Annotated in this window: 18 protein-coding genes; 10 read left to right on the top strand and 8 right to left on the bottom strand. The window is 34.5% G+C overall.

Annotated features, from left to right (window positions below):
• Positions 1–32 precede the first annotated feature (32 nt).
• From M666_RS01660 to M666_RS01640, 5 genes are all read left to right on the top strand, one after another.
• Positions 33–1,091 (top strand): M28 family metallopeptidase, encoded by a 1,059-nt coding sequence (locus M666_RS01660; RefSeq protein WP_029445253.1) that lies wholly within the window; start codon positions 33–35, stop codon positions 1,089–1,091.
• 1 nt (position 1,092) lies between these two features.
• Positions 1,093–1,773, top strand: a complete 681-nt coding sequence (locus M666_RS01655; RefSeq protein ID WP_029445254.1) for an SDR family NAD(P)-dependent oxidoreductase — start codon at positions 1,093–1,095, stop codon at positions 1,771–1,773.
• Positions 1,774–2,006: 233 nt separating this feature from the next.
• On the top strand, positions 2,007–2,609 hold the full coding sequence (locus M666_RS01650) for a SprT-like domain-containing protein (protein WP_024479232.1): 603 nt from the start codon (positions 2,007–2,009) through the stop codon (positions 2,607–2,609).
• Positions 2,610–2,613: 4 nt separating this feature from the next.
• Positions 2,614–3,693, top strand: coding sequence for a mannose-1-phosphate guanylyltransferase (locus tag M666_RS01645; RefSeq protein WP_029445255.1), 1,080 nt, complete (start codon positions 2,614–2,616; stop codon positions 3,691–3,693).
• 3 nt (positions 3,694–3,696) lie between these two features.
• A complete protein-coding gene (locus M666_RS01640) occupies positions 3,697–5,205 on the top strand; it encodes a DUF389 domain-containing protein (protein ID WP_029445256.1) in 1,509 nt (502 codons plus the stop codon).
• Positions 5,206–5,207: 2 nt separating this feature from the next.
• Here the strand turns inward: M666_RS01640 and M666_RS01635 are convergent, their stop codons facing one another.
• Both M666_RS01635 and M666_RS01630 read right to left on the bottom strand, forming a co-directional pair.
• Positions 5,208–5,975 (bottom strand): ABC transporter ATP-binding protein, encoded by a 768-nt coding sequence (locus tag M666_RS01635; protein ID WP_024479235.1) that lies wholly within the window; start codon positions 5,973–5,975, stop codon positions 5,208–5,210.
• Positions 5,975–6,712 carry an MlaE family ABC transporter permease gene (locus M666_RS01630; protein ID WP_024479236.1) on the bottom strand — a complete coding sequence of 246 codons (738 nt, stop codon included), beginning with the start codon at positions 6,710–6,712 and terminating at the stop codon, positions 5,975–5,977. Before M666_RS01630 ends, M666_RS01635 begins: the two co-directional genes overlap by 1 nt.
• A gap of 199 nt (positions 6,713–6,911) precedes the next feature.
• On the opposite strand from M666_RS01630, the gene pafA reads away from it, so the two are divergent.
• Positions 6,912–8,597 (top strand): alkaline phosphatase PafA, encoded by a 1,686-nt coding sequence (pafA, locus tag M666_RS01625; RefSeq protein WP_029445257.1) that lies wholly within the window; start codon positions 6,912–6,914, stop codon positions 8,595–8,597.
• Here the strand turns inward: pafA and M666_RS01620 are convergent.
• Entirely contained in the window at positions 8,589–9,440 is an 852-nt protein-coding gene (locus tag M666_RS01620; protein WP_029445258.1) for a glycosyltransferase family 2 protein, read from the bottom strand. The two genes, pafA and M666_RS01620, sit on opposite strands and share 9 nt — an antisense overlap.
• A 245-nt stretch (positions 9,441–9,685) precedes the next feature.
• Here M666_RS01620 and M666_RS01615 point away from each other — a divergent pair, with 245 nt between their 5' ends.
• The 3 genes from M666_RS01615 to M666_RS01605 all read left to right on the top strand — a co-directional run bounded on the left by M666_RS01615 (position 9,686) and on the right by M666_RS01605 (position 14,270).
• Positions 9,686–10,921 carry a TolB family protein gene (locus M666_RS01615; RefSeq protein WP_025613942.1) on the top strand — a complete coding sequence of 412 codons (1,236 nt, stop codon included), beginning with the start codon at positions 9,686–9,688 and terminating at the stop codon, positions 10,919–10,921.
• 81 nt (positions 10,922–11,002) lie between these two features.
• Positions 11,003–12,817, top strand: coding sequence for a PorP/SprF family type IX secretion system membrane protein (locus tag M666_RS01610; protein ID WP_024479240.1), 1,815 nt, complete (start codon positions 11,003–11,005; stop codon positions 12,815–12,817).
• 814 nt (positions 12,818–13,631) lie between these two features.
• A complete protein-coding gene (locus M666_RS01605; protein ID WP_024479241.1) occupies positions 13,632–14,270 on the top strand; it encodes a response regulator transcription factor in 639 nt (212 codons plus the stop codon).
• Positions 14,271–14,339: 69 nt separating this feature from the next.
• Here M666_RS01605 and M666_RS01600 read toward each other — a convergent pair whose 3' ends face one another.
• Positions 14,340–16,037, bottom strand: a complete 1,698-nt coding sequence (locus M666_RS01600; protein WP_029445259.1) for a GMC oxidoreductase — start codon at positions 16,035–16,037, stop codon at positions 14,340–14,342.
• 109 nt (positions 16,038–16,146) lie between these two features.
• Positions 16,147–16,659: a VOC family protein gene (locus M666_RS01595; protein ID WP_029445260.1), complete on the bottom strand. Its 513-nt coding sequence runs from the start codon at positions 16,657–16,659 to the stop codon at positions 16,147–16,149.
• Positions 16,660–16,778: 119 nt separating this feature from the next.
• On the opposite strand from M666_RS01595, the gene M666_RS01590 reads away from it, so the two are divergent.
• Positions 16,779–17,090: a winged helix-turn-helix transcriptional regulator gene (locus M666_RS01590; protein WP_024479244.1), complete on the top strand. Its 312-nt coding sequence runs from the start codon at positions 16,779–16,781 to the stop codon at positions 17,088–17,090.
• 54 nt (positions 17,091–17,144) lie between these two features.
• Here M666_RS01590 and M666_RS01585 read toward each other — a convergent pair whose 3' ends face one another.
• Genes M666_RS01585 through M666_RS01575 form a run of 3 tightly spaced genes read right to left on the bottom strand, consistent with a single transcriptional unit; the run spans position 17,145 to position 19,075 of the window.
• Positions 17,145–18,032 (bottom strand): PhzF family protein, encoded by an 888-nt coding sequence (locus M666_RS01585; protein WP_029445261.1) that lies wholly within the window; start codon positions 18,030–18,032, stop codon positions 17,145–17,147.
• 56 nt (positions 18,033–18,088) lie between these two features.
• Positions 18,089–18,625: a sigma-70 family RNA polymerase sigma factor gene (locus tag M666_RS01580; RefSeq protein ID WP_029445262.1), complete on the bottom strand. Its 537-nt coding sequence runs from the start codon at positions 18,623–18,625 to the stop codon at positions 18,089–18,091.
• A gap of 27 nt (positions 18,626–18,652) precedes the next feature.
• Positions 18,653–19,075 (bottom strand): hypothetical protein, encoded by a 423-nt coding sequence (locus tag M666_RS01575; RefSeq protein WP_029445263.1) that lies wholly within the window; start codon positions 19,073–19,075, stop codon positions 18,653–18,655.
• Between the last annotated feature and the right edge of the window lie 49 nt (positions 19,076–19,124).

The raw sequence follows: 19,124 nt of genomic DNA, 5'->3' as shown, positions 1-19,124 counted from the left end.
TTTTTTTATCTTTAAAATCTAAATCAAACAGTATGAAATCTATAGTTTATCTTTTTTTACTTTTAGTAGTTACAGCCTGCGGGACTGTGAAAATGAAAGAAACGGATCCTGAAAATATAGCGCCTGTTGCGGCAAGCGGTGGTGGCGCAGGTGAACTTATGTTGAGTGAGAAAGAATCGGATGAAGGCGTGCGTTTACAGTCAAGAACAGCTTTGCCTGCTGTGAATTTTAGTAGTGCAAAAGATGTTGGGGATATTATTACCTTTTTATCTTCTGATGATTTAAAGGGAAGAGAAGCAGGGAGTGAAGGAATAGAAAAAGCTGCAAATTATATTGAAACGATATTTACAACGCATGGTGTAAAGCCATTTTTTGATACTTATAAAGATACGATTGCTAACTTTAGCGAACCGGCCTATAATGTTGTAGGAGTTTTGGAAGGTAATGATCCTATTCTTAAAAATGAAGTAGTCATTATTGGAGCTCATTATGATCATATTGGATTAATAGCCCCTACAAATGGTGATAAAATAGCAAATGGGGCCAATGATAATGCCTCTGGTACAACTACGGTGTTAGAGCTAGCACGTTATTTCGCCTCTAATAAACTGAATAAGCGTACGGTAATATTTGCTTTATTTACAGCAGAAGAAAAGGGGCTTCTGGGTTCTAAAGATTTAGCAAAACGATTAAAAGAGAAAAATATAAATTTATATACCATGCTTAATTTTGAGATGGTAGGTGTAGCATTGCAAGACAAAGATTATTTCATGTATGTAACAGGCTATGAGAATTCTAATTTAGCAGCTGTAGCAAATGATTATTCTGGGGAGAACTTAATAGGGTTTTTGCCTTCTGCACAGAAAATGAATTTATTTAAGCGTTCTGATAATTATGCTTTTCATACAGCGTTTAATGTGCCTTCTCAAACTTTCTGTACGTTCGATTTTACGAATTTTGATCATTACCATGGTGTAGATGATGAAGCAGAATTAATGGATTTTGATCATATGGCACGTGTGGTTAATAAATCAATTCCTATGGTAACGGGAATTATTAATGCAGCTACCAAAGAAATAAAGTACAATTAAGATGGCGAATATTATAATTACAGGTTCTAGCAGAGGCATTGGTTTTGAAATGGCAAAATTGTTTGCAAACGAAGGGCACCAAGTATTGGCTTTGTCTAGAAATGATAAGCCTATTTTAGCTTTAAATCATCCTAATATTACCACATTTCCTTTTGATTTGTCATCGGCAAAAGATTTGGAAATTTTGCATGACTTTATTAACGCTACTTGGCAACAGGTAGATGTTCTTATTAATAATGCTGGAATGCTCTTAAATAAACCATTTTTAGAAATCTCTGAAAAGGAATTTGAGGCCGTATACCGGGTAAATGTTTTTGGTGTGGCTAGTATTACTAAAGCCGTTTTGCCAAAAATGCCTAAAACCGGTCATGTGGTTACCATAAGTTCTATGGGAGGCGTACAAGGTAGTTTGAAGTTTCCAGGCTTAGCAGCATATAGCTCTAGCAAAGCAGCAGTAATTACCTTGACAGAATTATGGGCAGAAGAATTTAAAGAATCTGGACCATCGTTTAATGTACTGGCTTTAGGGGCGGTACAGACAGAAATGCTAGAAGAAGCTTTTCCAGGGTATCAAGCGCCAAATACCGCCTTGGAAATGGCCACGTATATTAAAGACTTTTCTTTAACGGGGAATAAATTTTATAACGGAAAACTACTTCAAGTAAGTAGTACTACTCCATAATGGATTTTTTTTCTATTAATACACTATAGTTAAAATATTCTGATCTATAGTTTTACTGCTTTATATAGCGCCACTATTCATTTTCCATTGAGAATTATTGTTAAAAAAGGAATAGTGGCATGGAATTGTTAATTTTTAACTATTTTCTATACCCATAGATTAAGATTATATTATTTCTTCCGTTTATTGGTAGCACAAATAATTGTTTTTGTTTTTTATCTTATTTTTGTTTTATGCGTAAAACACTAGAAAAATACCTTCCTGAGCGTGCTGTTGCTTTATGCATCACCTTAATAAAGGATCATAGTGTTAATTTAAAAATTGTTAATCAACGGGTAACACGTCATGGTGACTATCGCAGATTACCAGACGGTTCTCATAAGATTACCGTAAATGCATCCTTAAATAAGTATCGATTTTTAATCACATTAATACATGAAATAGCACATTTAGTGGCTTTTGAAAAATTTGGGCGTCAAATAAAACCACATGGATTAGAATGGAAACGAACCTTTCAAGGACTTATGTTGCCTTTTATTCATCCAGATGTATTCCCAAATAAAGTAGTACCGCTAGTGGCAAACCATTTTAGAAATCCAAGTGCAAGTAGTGATACAGATGCACGACTGTCATTGGCATTAAAACAATACGACGAACAATTAAAGGAAAATTCTTACGTTTTTGAAATACCCATTGGGAGTATTTTTAGAATACATAATGGGAAAATTTTTAAAAAAGGGAACAGAAAAATAAAACGATACGAGTGCTCAGAATTGGCTACAGGTAAAATGTATTTATTTCAGCCAAATGCAGAAGTAGAACTAATAAAAGACTAAGAAAATGAACAAAAATTATTATGCCGTTTTAATGGCCGGAGGAGTAGGATCAAGATTTTGGCCTATTAGTACATCAGAAAATCCTAAACAATTTCATGATATGTTAGGAACGGGTGATACACTAATTCAAAAAACATTCAAACGTTTAAATAAGTTTGTTCCTAAAGAGAATATTCTAATTTTAACAAATGAAAGGTATAATGATTTAGTTTTAGAACAATTACCGCTAGTAAAGCAAGAGCAAGTTGTTTTGGAGCCAGCAATGCGTAATACCGCACCTTGTATTTTATATGCAGCACTAAAGATTCAGAAACAAAACCCTGATGCTGTTATGATTGTAGCACCTAGTGATCACTGGATAGAAGACGAGGCAGCATTCGCAAAAGATGTTGAAGCTTGTTTTGATAAGTGTGAAAAGGAAGATGTGCTTTGTACGCTTGGTATTAAACCTACATTTCCTAATACTGGTTTTGGATATATTGAGTTTGAAAAAGGTAGTGATGCGGGTTTAAAAAAAGTAAATCAGTTTAGAGAGAAACCAGACTATGAAACCGCTAAAGAGTTTTTAGCACAAGGTAATTTTCTTTGGAATGCTGGGATTTTCATGTGGAGTGTTAAAACCATTGTAGATGCGTTCAAGAATTTCCAGCCTACGCAGTATGCGCTATTTGAAAAAGGAATGAGTGTTTATAATACGCCCACAGAGCAAGAGTTTATAAATGAAAACTATCCTAAGGCAGAAAATATTTCCATTGATTATGCTATTTTAGAACAGTCGAAAAGTATCTATGTGAAACCAGCGACTTTTGATTGGAATGATTTAGGTACTTGGGGATCGCTATATGATAAATTAGATAAAGACAGTGATAACAACGCAGTGGTAAACAGCCAAGTTTTAAGTCAGGATGCTAGCGGAAATATGATACGCTCTCCTAAAGGAAAAGTGGTAGTGGTTGATGGTTTGAATGATTATATCATCGTGGATAAAGAAGAAGTATTATTAATTTATCCAAAGTCTAAAGAACAAGATATTAAGCAGGTACTTACAAAAGTAAAAGATAAGTTTGGTAAACAGTATACCTAATATATGCAAGACGAATTAAATAAAGACCATGTTGCGCCTAATAGTAATGAAGGCGCAAAAGGCGAAGAGGTTAAAAAAGATTTTCAAGGCTTATTAGGGTCAACAAAGCAATTTTTATCTGAGTTACTAGATATCAGAAAAAATACAGACCAAGAAGCTACTAGAGAATCTATCGTGGCTGATATCCCTTTTAAGGGACATACGTCTTGGATTCTAATCTGTTCTATCTTTATAGCGTCAATTGGGTTAAACGCAAACTCCACAGCCGTAGTTATCGGAGCCATGTTAATTTCGCCTTTGATGGGACCTATTTTAGGAATGGGTTTATCATTGGCTATTAATGATGTGGATACGCTACGCAGGTCTTTAAAGAATTTTGGAGTTATGGTGGTCTTGAGTATTCTTACTGCCTTTTTATTCTTTAAATTTTTCCCTTTAAGGGATGAGTCTTCCGAACTTTTAGCACGTACTGCTCCAGATATTCGTGATGTTTTAATTGCTTTTTTTGGTGGTTTAGCATTAGTTATTGCTAGAGCTAAAAAAGGTACTATTGCCAGTGTAATTTTTGGTGTTGCGATTGCTACAGCCTTAATGCCACCACTATGTACGGTTGGTTTTGGTCTTGCTATTGGAAATTGGGATTATGCTACGGGTGCCATGTATTTGTTTACGATTAATACCATTTTCATTGGACTAGCAACATTTTTAGTGATTAAGATTTTAGGCTTTCCAATGGTTCGTTACGCGAATTCTCAGCGTAGAAGAACTATTGCTAGGCTAGCCTCTTTAGTGGCTATTTTAGTTATGATCCCTGCTAGTTTCACATTTTTTCAGGCCTGGAAAGAATCAAAGTTTAAGAGTGAGGCGCAAAGCTTCATCGCAGATAATGTGGCGAAATATCAGTTTTCAGGGAATGGAATGTTCTTACAGAATTTTACCAATATTGAGTATCATGGTAATGACAAGAACTTTTTTGATATGATTTTTGGTAGTAAAACTAAGAATACAAAATCTTCTATAGAACTCATGTTTATGGGAGAAGAACTTGTTCCTGATAATATTATTGCCAGTTGGGAGTCTATAAAAAATGAAGAATATCCAGAATTAGAGGGTACTGATTTAAAGATTATTCAAGGATCAAAAAATGAGGCTGTTGATCAGTTCAAGTACGTAAATGAACTCTACGAATCTAAGAAGGCAGAGTTGTTGTCTAAAGATCAACGTATTAAGATTTTAGAAGAAGATTTAACTAAGCTAAACAAACTGAAAATAGCGCAAATTCCTTTTGAAGATATTAGTGCTGAAGCAAAAGTGAATTACAAACAATTGGCTTCATTAAGCTATTCATATACCATAAAAACAGACTTTAAAAAACTAGATACGATTCCTGTTTTTGAAGTGAACTGGGAAAAAGGGATTAAAAAAGCTCAGGCCGAAGAAGAGACCAAAAAGATCACGGAATGGTTAAAGCTGAGGTTGAAAAATCCTAAAATAGAAGTGAAAGAGCACTGAAATTAATTACGTTCTTCAATATACATTTGACGTACTTTTTTGAATAACTCAGAAGAATATACAAAATCGGTAACGGCAGCGTTATCGGTTTTAAATATTTCTTTATTAGTGCCTTCCCATTCTTTCAATCCATTCTTAAGGAATAATATCTTCTGACCTATTTCCATCACAGAATTCATATCATGGGTGTTAATCACCGTAGTAATATCATACTCCTCGGTAATTTCTTGAATAAGATTATCTATTAAGATTGCGGTCTTTGGATCTAAACCAGAGTTAGGTTCATCACAAAATAAATATTTTGGGTTCATGACAATAGCACGTGCTATTGCTACCCGTTTTTGCATTCCACCAGATATTTCAGAGGGGTATTTGTTATGTGCGTCTATTAAGTTAACGCGCTTTAAAACAATATTTACCCGATCTTGCATTTCAGACTTAGATTGCTTGGTAAACATTTCTAAAGGAAAAGTAACATTCCCTTCTACGGTCATAGAATCAAACAAGGCGCTGCCTTGAAAAACCATACCCATTTCTTGACGTAAATCTCTTTTTTCATCACCAGATAGGCTAGAGTATGTTCTGCCGTCATAACAGATAGATCCTTCTTCAGGTTCAAAAAGGCCTAATAAACATTTTAAAAAAACGGTTTTACCAGAACCACTCTGTCCAATAATTAGATTGGTCTTTCCTTTTTCAAATTGCGTAGTAACACCTTTTAAGATTTCAGATTCTCCGAAAGATTTATGTATATCGTTTACTTCTATCATTAGCCTAGTAATAATTGCGTTAGTACATAATTTACAATAATGATCACAACACTCGTCCACACAAAAGATGTGGTACTGGCTTTACCTACTTCTAGTGCTCCACCTTTCATATAATACCCATGAAAGGAAGGTATCGTTGCTATTATAAAAGCAAAAATGATCGTTTTTATAAAGGAATAAGTCACATGAAAAGGAATAAAATCTAATTGAATACCTTCAACGAAATCAGCACTCGTACTGAATCCGCCAAATACTCCAGCAATCCAACCTCCAAAAATACCTACATACATGGCTATTGCAATAGCGAATGGATATAAGCATAAAGCTATAATTTTAGGGAAAACCAAGTAGTTTAAAGAGTTTACACCCATCACTTCTAAAGCATCTATCTGCTCTGTTACACGCATCGTACCAATACTAGAAGTAATATAAGATCCTACTTTACCAGCCATAATAATAGAGGTGAAGGTAGGGGCAAATTCTAAAATTACCGATTGTCTTGTAGCAAAACCAATAAGGTTTCTCGGGATTAATGGGTTCGTCATATTTAAGGCGGTTTGTATGGCAACAACACCTCCAATAAAGAATGATATAAATATGATGATTCCTAAAGAGCCGTAAATAAGTTCATCGATCTCTTTAAGAATAAGTGATTTCATTATTCTCCACTTTGTAGGTTTTTTAAAAACCTCACGTATCATAATAAAATAACTGCCAATGGATGCTAGGTAGTTCATTAATTAATAGAATCTAGTTGATGTAAAAATAATAATATTAAACCGTTTGTAACTTGTTATTGTAAGAAAAGAAAAAAGAAGTAGGCAAGCCGCTATTTTTAATTGTTTTTATTTAGGTAACTTTCTTAGGTTGGATTTAACTTTTAATTCAATTATAAAATTATTTATTTCTTTACTTTTAGCACTTAAATTATTTCTGATGAATTATAAGAATTCTGCTGTAGGCTTATTTACAGCATTTATGTGTTTCACGAGTGTTGCAGTGCTAGCACAACGAAAATCAAAAAAAGATAAAGAAGAGAAAACGGTCATAACGGCTCCCTTTGTTCGACCAAAATTGGTTGTGGGGATTGTTGTAGATCAAATGCGTTATGATTACTTAACGCGCTTTTATGATCAGTATGGTGATGGTGGTTTTAAGCGTTTAATGAATGAGGGTTTTAATTGCAAAAACAATCATTTTAATTATGCACCCACCTACACGGGGCCAGGTCATGCATCTGTATACACAGGTACCACACCAGCAACACATGGTATAATAGGAAATAACTGGTATGATAAACAAATAGATAAGGAAGTGTATTGTGTGTCTGATGCTACGTATAGTTCTGTAGGAACTACATCGGATGCAGGGCAAGTATCTCCTTTTCAAAATGCAGTAACTACCGTAACTGATGAACTGCGTTTGCATACACAGATGAGAGGTAAAGTAATAGGTATAGCACTTAAAGATAGAGGTGCAGTTTTACCAGCAGGACACACAGCAAATGCTGCATATTGGTTTCATGGTAAAGATGAAGGACGTTGGATTACCAGTAGTTTTTACAGAACCGATTTACCAAAATGGGTATTAGATTTTAATGCATCAGGGAAAGCAACATCTTATAAGAAACCTTGGAATACCTTAAAAAGTATAGATTCCTATGTAGAAAGCGGAACAGATGATAATGACTATGAAGGAAAATTTAAAGGAGAAGTAAACTCTTCTTTCCCTCATGATATTCCTGCGCTTTGGGAAGAAAATGGTCAGTATGACCTTATTAAAGCAACGCCTTATGGGAATAGCCTAACGGCAGATTTTGCTATTGCCGCTTTAGATGGGGAAAATTTAGGATCCGATGCTATTACCGATTTTCTTGCAGTTAGTTTTTCAAGTACAGACTATGTAGGTCATATGTATGGTGTTAACTCTAAAGAGGTAGAAGATACCTACTTGCATTTAGATGCAGATTTAGAACGCTTATTAACGACCCTAGATGATAAGGTTGGAGTAGGAGCCTATACGGTATTTTTAACAGCAGATCATGCCGCAGTAGATGTACCTTCTTATCTTAAAGATCAAAAGATACCAGCAGGTTACACCGATAGTAAAGCGGTAAAAGAGAAGTTTGCTGCGTTCTTAAAGTATACCTATGGTACAGAAGATATTGTAAAGAACATCTCTAATAGTCAAGTCTTCTTAGATTATAAGATTGTAAAGAACCTAGATTTAGAATTAAGAGAAGTAGAAGAGCAGATCGCTAATGAGTTCATGTCATATGGTATCTATGAGCGGGTATTTACGGCGCAGCAAATGTTAGAGAATAACTATACACATGGGGTTCCTTACATTATTCAAAACGGATATAATCCGCAACGTTCTGGAGATGTTATGTTGGTATTAAAACCAAATTATATTCAATATGGGACTACAGGGTCTACGCATGGTTCTCCTTATAAGTATGATACACACGTTCCTTTATTGTTTTTTGGTCAGGGAATAAAAAAGGGGGCTACAGTAGCTCCTACAGAGATTCCCGATATCGCACCAACAATAGCAGCCATGTTAGGTATTGCTTTCCCAAATGGCACTACAGGAAAACCAATTTCAGAAGTTTTAAAATAACTGCTTTTTAATTCCTTGCCATCTTAGGTTACGAATAAATTTACCCTCTTCTGGATGTACCATGAAGGGGGTTTTTTGTTTTTTAGCATGGAAATACCCTTTCATATTATCAAAAAAGGCATGTAGCTTTCGCTGCTTCATAGCCATTTTTAAAGATGCGATAAAGGTAATGGTGAATCCATAATGCATGGTATACATTGCTTTTCCTTGGAGCTGTTTGGCTTTTTTATTGTAAGCATTACCTGTTGGACGTAGATGTTTTACATTTAAACCTTCTAGTGTAATAATTTCAAAACCGTGAAACTGGGCCAACAATTCATCAACAGTATCCCAGCCCATAGCGTTTTTGAGTCCGCCTATAGCCGTATAGCAAGCCTTAGAGTAGGCTTTAAAGGCACCTCGTACGTGTTTTTTGTGCATAGGGTGGTTCAGTTGCCAATCTCCTGTTTTAGTCGCTTCAAATACAAAACCACCAACCACACCTGCGGTATTGTTAGTTTCAAATACGGAGGCTACCTCAGAAAAATAATTAGGCGGAAGTATTAAGTCAGCATCTAGCTTAACAATAAAGTCATACGCATCATCTAAGAGTTGTGTTCCTTTAGTAAAGGCATTAATAACTTTACTTCCGGGCATGTGATCTGTAGAGGAAAGCGTATTTAATTTCGTTATAAATGGGTATTGCGCTGTATATTGATCAATAATCATTTCCGTATGGTCTGTAGAGTTATCATTGACCACAATTACTTTTTCTGGTAAGAGTATTTGTGTTACTAAAGACTGTAAAGTGCCCTCTAAAAAATCTTGTTCATTATGTGCGGGAATAACTACGTAATACTTCATCAATTTTTTTAAGACTTAAGGTGTAAATATCCAATTATTATTTTGCTTTTTATCGAAGCTGAATTACCTAAAAATGATTTTTATGGATAAAAATTTCAGTTTTTTTAGGTCAAATATCGGATTAAAAACCCTTTTTTTCGATGAAATACACCTTTTTTGTAAAAACCTATGATTTTTTATTAGTTATTCTCTAGGAATAAATAGTGAATTTTGTCGAAGATATTAACCCCTTTATCGAAATAGTTATGAAAAATAATTTAACCTACAACGTGTTTTTTGCAACAATGATTGCATTTTCATGCTACACTACTCAAGCACAAGATTCTGATAGAATGTCAAAATCTGAAAAAATAGAAAACACAAAACGAAATGAAAATTTTAAGACCTTAAAGAACTTAGGATATTCAGAAAAAGAAATATATGAAGATTTGGGTAATGCCAATTTTTTAAGTGAAAACTATGAGACGGCATTATACTGGTACACAAAACTTTTTAAGTTGAGTGATGGTGCAGGAATAAAAGATAGTTATGTAGAGCGTTACCAATTTGCCATGAAAAAAAGTGGTCATGGAAAAGCAACAGACTTTTCTAAGGATAAAAATTGGGTTGCTTCTGTAAAATCTGATTACTATGTAGAAAAATCAAGAGAGCAAAAATTCAATGACTTTTATATTAACCCTACGGCAAGTAAAAAGTCTATAGAAGATTTTGTAGCTAGAGAAACAAGAGCAGCCATTACAGCAGAAAACAAAGTTAACAGCAAGCAAGAAGAATTGCAAATTGCAATTACGCCAGATGGTACTGCAGCCTACTTTACAAAAGCAGTGTATGTAAAACCAGAGTATGGAGTTTTTTCAAAGAAAGAATTAGTACATAAAATATTTAAAGCAGAAAAGGTTTCTGGACAATGGAAAACGGTAGAAGAAGTTGCCTTAGGTCCTAAAAATTCATCTGCAATGCATCCAGCAATTTCAGAGGATGGTAAACGATTATTTTTTGCGTCAGACATGCCTGGTACTTTTGGTAAGTTTGATATTTATGTAGCAGATTTAAAATCAAACGGTAAGTTTGGTACTGCTAAAAATTTAGGAAAGAAAGTCAATACAGATGAAAATGATCTGTATCCAAATATTGTGGGAGGGACTTCGCTATTTTTCGCCTCAAACGGGCATAAAGGCTATGGGGGACTAGATGTTTTTATGGTGGAAGTAGCTAATAACAGGGTTGGCGCTTCAGTCAACCTTGGTAGTCCCATTAACAGTTCAAAAGATGAATTCTCATTAGATATTATGAATAAAAACGGAACAGGTTATGTATTAATCAACCGTGGAGAAGATAACGGCGCTGTAGAGCGTGTAGCCTTCAGCTATTCTAAATCAAGAAATAGTTTTACCCCAGAAACTAAAGATGATGGCATATTAGAAGCAATGAATACAGAGTCTAAAATTAATTATGCGACCTCAATATTTGAAGATAAGTAGCCCCAACTGCTTACCAGATAATACATAATACTCCCCAAGGTATTAGCGATTACAAAATAAACCCCACAAAAATCCCCAAAGATGAACAACGTAACTAACATATCGAACAAAATTACACTGGTACTACTATTTTTAGTAATGATGAGTTTCCAGTCTGTAATTGGCCAAGAAGAGGCTACTGCAAATTTTGGTACAAAAACAACGTATCATAATCAATTGTTCTTTAACAGATTCTTAATTAATCCTACTTTTTCGTTGGTAAGAGAAAACAAATCTTACGTAAACATTTTACATAGAAATCAATACAGCACTTTTGAAGATAACAATCAAAATTACTTTATAGGTTTTAGTAATAAGATTAATGATCATACGGCATTAGGTTTAGGGGTATACAGCCAATGGTCAGGAGTAGTTCAAGAATTTGGTTTCAACGCAAATTATGCAACGTCTGTTCAATTAGGAGATAAAAGTAGCTTAACCTTCGGGACGAATGTTACTTATTTTAGTGATGGTTTAGATAGAAATCGTGTAGTAGCAGATGAAAACGATCCGCAATTGGCGCAAGCTCAAAAGGAAAGTAAAATTGCTATTCAACCAGGGGTAACCTTATCAATTGGGAAATTTGATTTTAGTGTATATGCACAAGATTTATTTAAATACAACCAATCTACAAACGAGTTTTTAACCAACTTTAATGATAAAAGTATTAAAGCTGCTTTACAGTACACACATACAATGGGGACAACTCGGGGGTTGTTTGCGAACGGTAGGTTTACACCTATGATTCAAGTGGCACGTAACAGTGATAATAGTTTTACCTATGTAGGTTCAATGGTTTTGGAATTACCAAAATACGGATGGTTGCAAACTACTTTTGATGCAGATTATGGGCTTTCTGCTGGGTTTGGGTTTAATTTAAATGATAAAATGTCTTTGGGGTACTTAATGGAAAAAGACGTGGCAAATACACAAGCAGATTTAGGGTGGAATCATGAGTTATCTGTAGCGTATACTTTTAAGAACAATAAAAAGACCTTAGCAGATTACGTTGATAACTCTCAGGATAGCAAAGTAGATGCTATTATTAGAAACTATGAAGAGCAGATTTTAAAATTGATGTCTGCACAGGAACAACAAACTAAAAAGTCAGAGATAGAAAATGGGGTTGATGACACAGAGCGTGTTGTTCCTGTTAAAGCGAAGAAAGGAATTCCTAAGAAGAGTAGAAAAACAATAGAAAGAGGAGCAGGTTCTAGCGGAATGGCTTTTAATGAGCCAACAGAAGCAATAGAAGATGTAAATTCTTTAGCGTATCAAAATAGTTTAATATTAGATGAGTTAATCTACAGATTAGATTCTTTAGAGTCTACTAGAAACCAAGAGTTCGAAAGAAGATTTGAGGATATTGTTAGAGTTCTTAAAAATGAAATCCAGACAGCGGGTACCACAAAATCAAATACGGCAATTGCACAGAAGGCTTCTTTTAATAATCCTAATGAAGTAATTGCTTCTACAAAAGCAGAAATTAAAAAGGTATACGCCATTAATAATGATCATACGAGTAAGACTTACGAAAAATTACCAATAAAAGTTTTAAATGAAGCTGATATTGTAGGGGTAAAAACAGGGTTTTACGTGATAGCAAATGTGTATAAAACAGAGAAGTATTTAAATGCTTTCATGAAGAATCTTCAGAATAGAGGATTAAGTCCTAAGAAGTTTTATAATAAAGAGAACGGTTTGTTCTATGTGTACTTAGCAGATTACGAAGTGAAGCAAGAAGCAGAAACAGCTTATGTTTCTAACTTAAATGGGAAATACAATGATGAAAAATGGATCATGCAAGTTGATACAATGAATTCTACTGCAACTGCAGTGAACATGTATGAAGACTAGAAAATAAAAATTACATATTTGGGATAGTACGCTTTAATTGGGAAAATAAAAACTATTGAAATTACTAAGATTGGTAAAACAGTCGCTGTAATTTTGATAGTTTTTTGCGTTTAAAACCTCTTTTTCTAGGTGCAAAATAACTTTTCGACCAAATGCATACCTTTTTAAAAACACTTATTTTATTGAAATACATATAGTTATAGATGAAATGCTATGTAGTTCATCGAAACGTACTTAAACGTAGGAAAAAGATTACTAAATTTTACTAGGTTTGTAGAATAATTATATAAATTTAGAAAAGTTAATCTAAATTATCAGGAGTTTTTAAACTTGAGTTGTTATAGTAGTAGCAAGTATAATTTAGTAATGTTTAATCCAAAAATGAAAAGCTTATAAAATAGAATTTTACATTTTCCCAAATCCCCCAAATAAATGAAACCTAACAAAAACCTTCAGTTTCCTCATCGAGGACACGACATTCTTTTTCAGAAAATCAAAGAAAATCTTAGTAACTTCCTAAGAGGAATTAAACCGTTAAAAGCACATAAACTCCAGTTTTATTGGCGCTGATTTTCTATTTCATACAATTTTAATTGCTAGAATTTAAGGCACTTTGCTATAAAATTTTCATCTTAAATTAGTCCCCCTTTATTTTTAAGATTCTAATTATATAGTGGCTATAAGGATAATTCCCCCAAATTATCTCACTAGAATATTGTCTTTTTTTAGCGCTTTATCTAAAACAATTTTTAATTGTTAATGTCTTTTGTTGCCCAAACATGAAGGATGTTAGCACCCCAAAAACCCCCACAATATGCAATCAAATGTTCTAAAAATCATGATCATTGATAACGATACACAATCTCATGAAGGTTATCGTTATTTCTTTGAAACCTACACAGATTATGCACTTGCCGGAATTTATACTTCGGTGAATGATGCCCTAAAAGAATTTAACTCTGTAATGCCTGATATTATTGTATCAGAAGTTGCAATTCCGGACTTAAATGGAATTGATGCTATTCAATATTTCAGAAAATTAAAAGCAGATATAAAAGTTATCATGCTAAGTGCAGATAGCGATTTTGAACAAGTAAAAAAAGCATTTAAAAATCAAGCTAATGGGTATTTAACGAAACCTCTAACTAATGCCAGGCTTCACCACGCTTTAGATTCTATAAAGTTTGAAGGTGCAGCCATGAGTCATGATATAGCCTCAAAGTTAATCTCTATGTTTCAAAGTAAATCCTATGATTCTTTTTCCAAGAGGGAAAATCAGATTATAGAATTTCTTTGTCAAGGTAGTACCTATAAAATGATTGCCGAACGATTATTTATTACAGCAAGTGCTGTTAATTTCCATATACAGAACATCTATGTAAAGCTTAATGTAAATTCTAAATCTGAAGCTTTGGTTAAGCTAAGAGAGATGGAGTTGAAAGAGGCTTGCTAGTTCACACAATTTAATTTCAGTTTGATTACTTTTTCGGGTAGTATGCCAGTACTACCTGGAAAAGTTTTTTTATTTACTCAAATTATCTGCTAAGTGTTGTGCTAAAGCCACCATGGTTAACGTTGGATTCCATGAGGCACCAGTGGGCCATAAGGCGGCACCGGTGACATATACGTTTTCTATGTTTTTTAGTTTGTAATTTACATCTACGACTCCTTCATCTTTTTCATCACTAATCCAAAGTGTGGATGCTTCATGTACTAGTGCAGGAATCCTATAGCTTTTGCTTGTAGGTCTTTGTTCTTCCCAATTTTCAGTTTTAGTATCCCAATACTCCACCATTTTTTTTCCTTTAGGCGATAGGATTTCTTCTAAGGTTTCAAAAGTAGTTTTGTCCATCGAATTCCATACCTTCATATCATTTGTATTAGCAATAACTTGTAAAGTAGCATTAGTTGTTGGGTCTAAATCTGCATTTTTCGAAAACCAATTTTGTTCATTTTTATAATCTAGTTCTCCGAGAGTAGCGCAGACAAATACGACATGATCTTTTGAAGTTAATAGTTGTTCTTTAGTCGCGGAGGCCACTACATCAGGCATATTTATTAATGCAGTTTTGATATTTTTACTCGGATTTTTATCTGATAATGCGGTTAGTTGAATGTGAAACTGGCCTTCATGGTCCCTTTCTGGGTTTACACCTGCAATGTAAAATGCGCCTAATTCTAATTCTGCTACCTCATGAGCAAAATCAAAATGTGCTCTTGGGATTCTGGCAATGATTGCAGAAACAAAATGTGATGTAAATCGTTTGCCTACGTTTTCTAGTTTAGGAAAGGAATTTTGAATTAATGTAGTAGGGGGCAGAGTTCCCATGGCAAGAATTAGTTTAGCATCTCCTATAGAGACAATACCTCTTGAGGTATCCAATGCGGTTGGGCAATTGCCTTGGGCTATAATTTTGTTAACACGGCAATTTGTAACTATATGCACTAAAGCGCCTTCTCCTTTTTTGTATAATTCTTTTTGGTTTTCTGCGATCTCCAAGAGTTTGCCTGGTACGGAGAATTTGGAGAAATCTAAGTCCACTACGTCTGGGGTTTTTACCGCTAATGGTGCAGCGAAAGTTCTTGTAATTTCTTTAATTTTAAAGGAATTTTTAGCTAATTTTTGTTGAATCTCTTTTTGTAGTACACCATATACTGGTTTGTTTTTAATGGGACTATCAATTTGATCTGTTGGTACTACATTTAAAAGTTTTTCGGCTGTAGCAAAGTAATTATGAGCATTGGCTATGACTTCTTTAGGCCAATTAATCATTTCTTCTTTAGTGGGTCTGGGGCACCAAGCACTCCACAACGTAGAACGCCCACCAAAAAATGGCAGCATTCCATGCTGCCATTTGATATATTCTCCTTCTGTGGTTTTTTTGGACAAGGTCCAAGGGTATGTTTCGCTTAAACCTCCAAGTGTTTGTTTGTAGGGTAAAGGTAAATTTTGAAAGTGCTCCGGTAAAAAGAATTCTCCACGCTCCAAAATAAGTATTTTAGCGAATGGATTTTTGGTTAATGTTCTTTCTACAAAAGCAAGACAGCAAAAACTAGAACCTATTACTATAAAATCAAACTGCTCAGTTTCTCGTATGTTTTTCCAATTAGATTGGGTGGTAAAAAACACATGATTCATTACGTCTTGGCCTGTTGGTTGTTGAGGCCCTGGTGTTGGAAATCCATAATTATAATTTGCACTGTGATTGTTTTTCTTCATGTGTATAAAGTTGCAGTTTAAAAATCTACAATAAATATAGGCATGTGATATGAACTACAGGTAGTCTATATTATAATTACAACATAAAGGTTTTTAAGCTTCCGTAGAATTATTTAGCATACGCACCAGATGAATAGGTTAGTTCATAGCTGTGGGTGTAAATCTCAAATACAATACCAAATGGATCTTCTACATAACACATTTTAAAAGGTTTGTCTTTAGGGTAATATTCACGAATAGGCATTCTTTGTTTTCCACCATGCGCTTTTACTTTTTCTACTAAACCTTCTATGTCAGGGTCTTGTATGCAAAAATGAAAAAGGCCTGTATTAAACGGACTAAATTCTGGCGCTTCTTTAATGCCTTGTGGAAATGAAAATAATTCCACGCCGATACCATCAGATGTAGCTAAATGGGCAATCTCAAAAGTTTCCCAATCATCACCAAATACATCAATACACATTTGTCCAATGGCCGTATCTGTCTCTTTAGCAACGGTAGAGGGTTCCATAATTACATACCAGCCCATGACTTCCGTATAAAAGCTAACGGCTTTTTTAATATCAGGAACGGTAATGCCTATATGTGAAAACGATTTTGGATATTCTTTTTTAGTTGTCATAAGATTAATTTTAATGCAAAATAAATCTATATTTGCCTTAAATACAATAACTTACCTAAAAGTTGCTTAGTTACCCAAACGAGTAAATTGCTGATTTATAGTTATTTAATCTATGTTAAATGAATGCTAATTATTGTCCGCTAGATTATACCATGAATTTAATTGGTACCAAATGGAAGCCAATTGTGTTGTTCCATCTGTTAGAAGGAGCAGAGCGGTCTGGAGTTTTGCAGAAGAAAGTTCCTGGAATTTCTAATAAAATGTTTACGCAAACGGTTAGAGAATTGGAAAGAGATGGGTTAATTTCTAGAGAAATATATCCAGTTGTGCCCCCTAAGGTAGAATATGCTTTAACTGCAAGGGGAAAATCACTAGAAGCTATTTTAAAAAGCTTAGATCAATGGGGCTTAGAAGATAAGAAGGGTATCTAATACGTACCTATAATGGTTCAACCCGTTATTAAACCATTATAGATCGTCTAAAATTTAATGGTCTAAGGTAGTTGTACGTTCCTCTTTAACAACTCCTTTTCCGCCAGCCATTAGTTGGGTAATTTTACCTTTTTCAATAGTTAGGTTTACCTTAATTAAACTAGGGGATGGGTGTTTCATAAAATGGCCTTGTAGAATCCTGTAGCGTTCTTGGGGTATTTGCATGACATCATGCATATAACAAGCCAAAGGCCCTGCAGCCATCCCCGTAGCCGCTTCTTCAGGGATGCCATAACTAGGCGCAAACATTCTGGTGGTGGCGTGACTATTACGGTCAGAGGTGTCTACTGTAAAGGCGTAATACCCTATCGCCTCTAGTTCTTCACTCAACCCTTTGATGAGCTCAAAATCTGGTTGTAAATTTTTAAGAAGTTCCGGGTTTTTGATGGGGATAATAACAAAAGAATTTCCAGTATGTACCAGTTGTATGGAGGTATTGGGTAGTAACTCTGATTTTTTGAGCTTTAAAGAATTTAGGATGCGTGCTTCGTAGGTTTCTAAGGAGGTATATTTTGGTGCTAATTGTTCCATGAAGGCATCTTCTCCTATAATTTTTATTTTTCGAGGTCCGTCTATAGTCTCTTTTGAGGAATTTGCGTCTTGTAATAATCCTTTTTGCTTCAAATATGAAAACGCAGCAACCGTTGCATGTCCGCAATGCGCAATCTGTTTGGTGGGTGTATAGAAATCTAATTTAAAGGCCTCTGAGGCAGATTTGGATACAAATGCTGTTTCAGATAATCCTACTTTCTTAGCTATTTCTAATTTGTTTTCAGGGCTGAGGTGGTCCGCATGAAGTACAACGCCCGCAGGGTTGCCTCCTTCGTTATTGGCTGTAAAAGCATTAATGATTTGTACGGTGATCGTTTTTGATGTGTCCATATAGGTATATTTTAAGGATATAGCTAAGAGACGTAGGCTTCCTTAAAAAGACGTAGTTACTCAGTCTTTTTTTCAAAATTTAACAAAGTCCCCTTAGGATCCGTTTCAAGATTGGGGCAATCCAATAATTCTTTCTTTAGGATTTGTTTCGCTTTCTGTACTCGAGACTTTGTGCCAGAATAGGAAATATTTAACTGTTCTGCGACTTCTTTTTGAGAGTAGTCTTGAAAAGCAGTTAAGAGGATTACTTCTTGGTGTACTTTTGAAAGCGATGCTATTTTCTGATTGATACAATTGCTTAAACTGGAATACCCAAAACTATCGACATCGTTTTCCGGAAGCTCTAAATTTGTTAGGCTCAGGTGTGATTTTTTTGATTTTCTAAAATGATCGATGAGGATATTTCTAGCAATTTGATATACCCAACTTGTCAGTTTAGACGTGTGCTTTAGTTGGTGAATTTTTGTTTGCACTTTTAAAAACACCTCTTGATGCAGGTCTTTGGTAAGATCCTCGTCTTTTAATTGAGAAAACATAAAAGCAAATAATTCCTCGTTAAGATCATCCCAAATTATACTTATGTCATCTTTCACGGTGGCTTATTTAACTTAGTTTTTAACCTAAGAAGTTCTGTTTACTTCAGTTAAAGATAAGTAATTGTTCTTCCCTAGGGTCATATAATATACAGGATATAGAAAAGCCATAATCGAAAGTGCCAGTAAAAACTTCAATTCGATATGCAAGAAGGCTTTGGTGGCTAAGAAAATTAATACAGATCCTATAATTAGTGGCATTACGAAACTACCATATTTAAAACCTGATAACTGAAGTGTTTTGGTTTCATCCGCTTTTATGGTAACCGTTAATTTTTGACTGGTACGCGTATTTATTTTAGCAATAACATCATAGCTACCTGGAGTAAGTTCTAGATCTAAGGTTTTACCATTTGCTATTTCCCCTTGCTTTGTGCCATCAATATAGAGTTCTATGAGTCTTGCTTTATTGTTCCATTCAGAAATACGTTGTACGTGTAAATTTGCCATATCTTTTGTAAAATGAGAAATACCTTCTCCGAAGATACTAGAAAAATGA

Origin of the sequence: Cellulophaga baltica 18 (assembly GCF_000468615.2) — a bacterium.
In the GTDB taxonomy this organism is placed as follows: domain Bacteria; phylum Bacteroidota; class Bacteroidia; order Flavobacteriales; family Flavobacteriaceae; genus Cellulophaga; species Cellulophaga baltica.
This window is presented reverse-complemented; position numbering and strand designations above follow the sequence as displayed.

What these genes read in the sequence shown, in the direction of transcription:
- M666_RS01660 (WP_029445253.1), top strand. Translation starts at nt 33, where the DNA reads ATGAAATCTATAGTTTATCTTTTTTTACTTTTAGTAGTTACAGCCTGC.
- M666_RS01655 (WP_029445254.1), top strand. Translation starts at nt 1,093, where the DNA reads ATGGCGAATATTATAATTACAGGTTCTAGCAGAGGCATTGGTTTTGAA.
- M666_RS01650 (WP_024479232.1), top strand. Translation starts at nt 2,007, where the DNA reads ATGCGTAAAACACTAGAAAAATACCTTCCTGAGCGTGCTGTTGCTTTA.
- M666_RS01645 (WP_029445255.1), top strand. Translation starts at nt 2,614, where the DNA reads ATGAACAAAAATTATTATGCCGTTTTAATGGCCGGAGGAGTAGGATCA.
- M666_RS01640 (WP_029445256.1), top strand. Translation starts at nt 3,697, where the DNA reads ATGCAAGACGAATTAAATAAAGACCATGTTGCGCCTAATAGTAATGAA.
- M666_RS01635 (WP_024479235.1), bottom strand. Translation starts at nt 5,975, where the DNA reads ATGATAGAAGTAAACGATATACATAAATCTTTCGGAGAATCTGAAATC.
- M666_RS01630 (WP_024479236.1), bottom strand. Translation starts at nt 6,712, where the DNA reads ATGAACTACCTAGCATCCATTGGCAGTTATTTTATTATGATACGTGAG.
- pafA (WP_029445257.1), top strand. Translation starts at nt 6,912, where the DNA reads ATGAATTATAAGAATTCTGCTGTAGGCTTATTTACAGCATTTATGTGT.
- M666_RS01620 (WP_029445258.1), bottom strand. Translation starts at nt 9,440, where the DNA reads ATGAAGTATTACGTAGTTATTCCCGCACATAATGAACAAGATTTTTTA.
- M666_RS01615 (WP_025613942.1), top strand. Translation starts at nt 9,686, where the DNA reads ATGAAAAATAATTTAACCTACAACGTGTTTTTTGCAACAATGATTGCA.
- M666_RS01610 (WP_024479240.1), top strand. Translation starts at nt 11,003, where the DNA reads ATGAACAACGTAACTAACATATCGAACAAAATTACACTGGTACTACTA.
- M666_RS01605 (WP_024479241.1), top strand. Translation starts at nt 13,632, where the DNA reads ATGCAATCAAATGTTCTAAAAATCATGATCATTGATAACGATACACAA.
- M666_RS01600 (WP_029445259.1), bottom strand. Translation starts at nt 16,037, where the DNA reads ATGAAGAAAAACAATCACAGTGCAAATTATAATTATGGATTTCCAACA.
- M666_RS01595 (WP_029445260.1), bottom strand. Translation starts at nt 16,659, where the DNA reads ATGACAACTAAAAAAGAATATCCAAAATCGTTTTCACATATAGGCATT.
- M666_RS01590 (WP_024479244.1), top strand. Translation starts at nt 16,779, where the DNA reads ATGAATGCTAATTATTGTCCGCTAGATTATACCATGAATTTAATTGGT.
- M666_RS01585 (WP_029445261.1), bottom strand. Translation starts at nt 18,032, where the DNA reads ATGGACACATCAAAAACGATCACCGTACAAATCATTAATGCTTTTACA.
- M666_RS01575 (WP_029445263.1), bottom strand. Translation starts at nt 19,075, where the DNA reads ATGGCAAATTTACACGTACAACGTATTTCTGAATGGAACAATAAAGCA.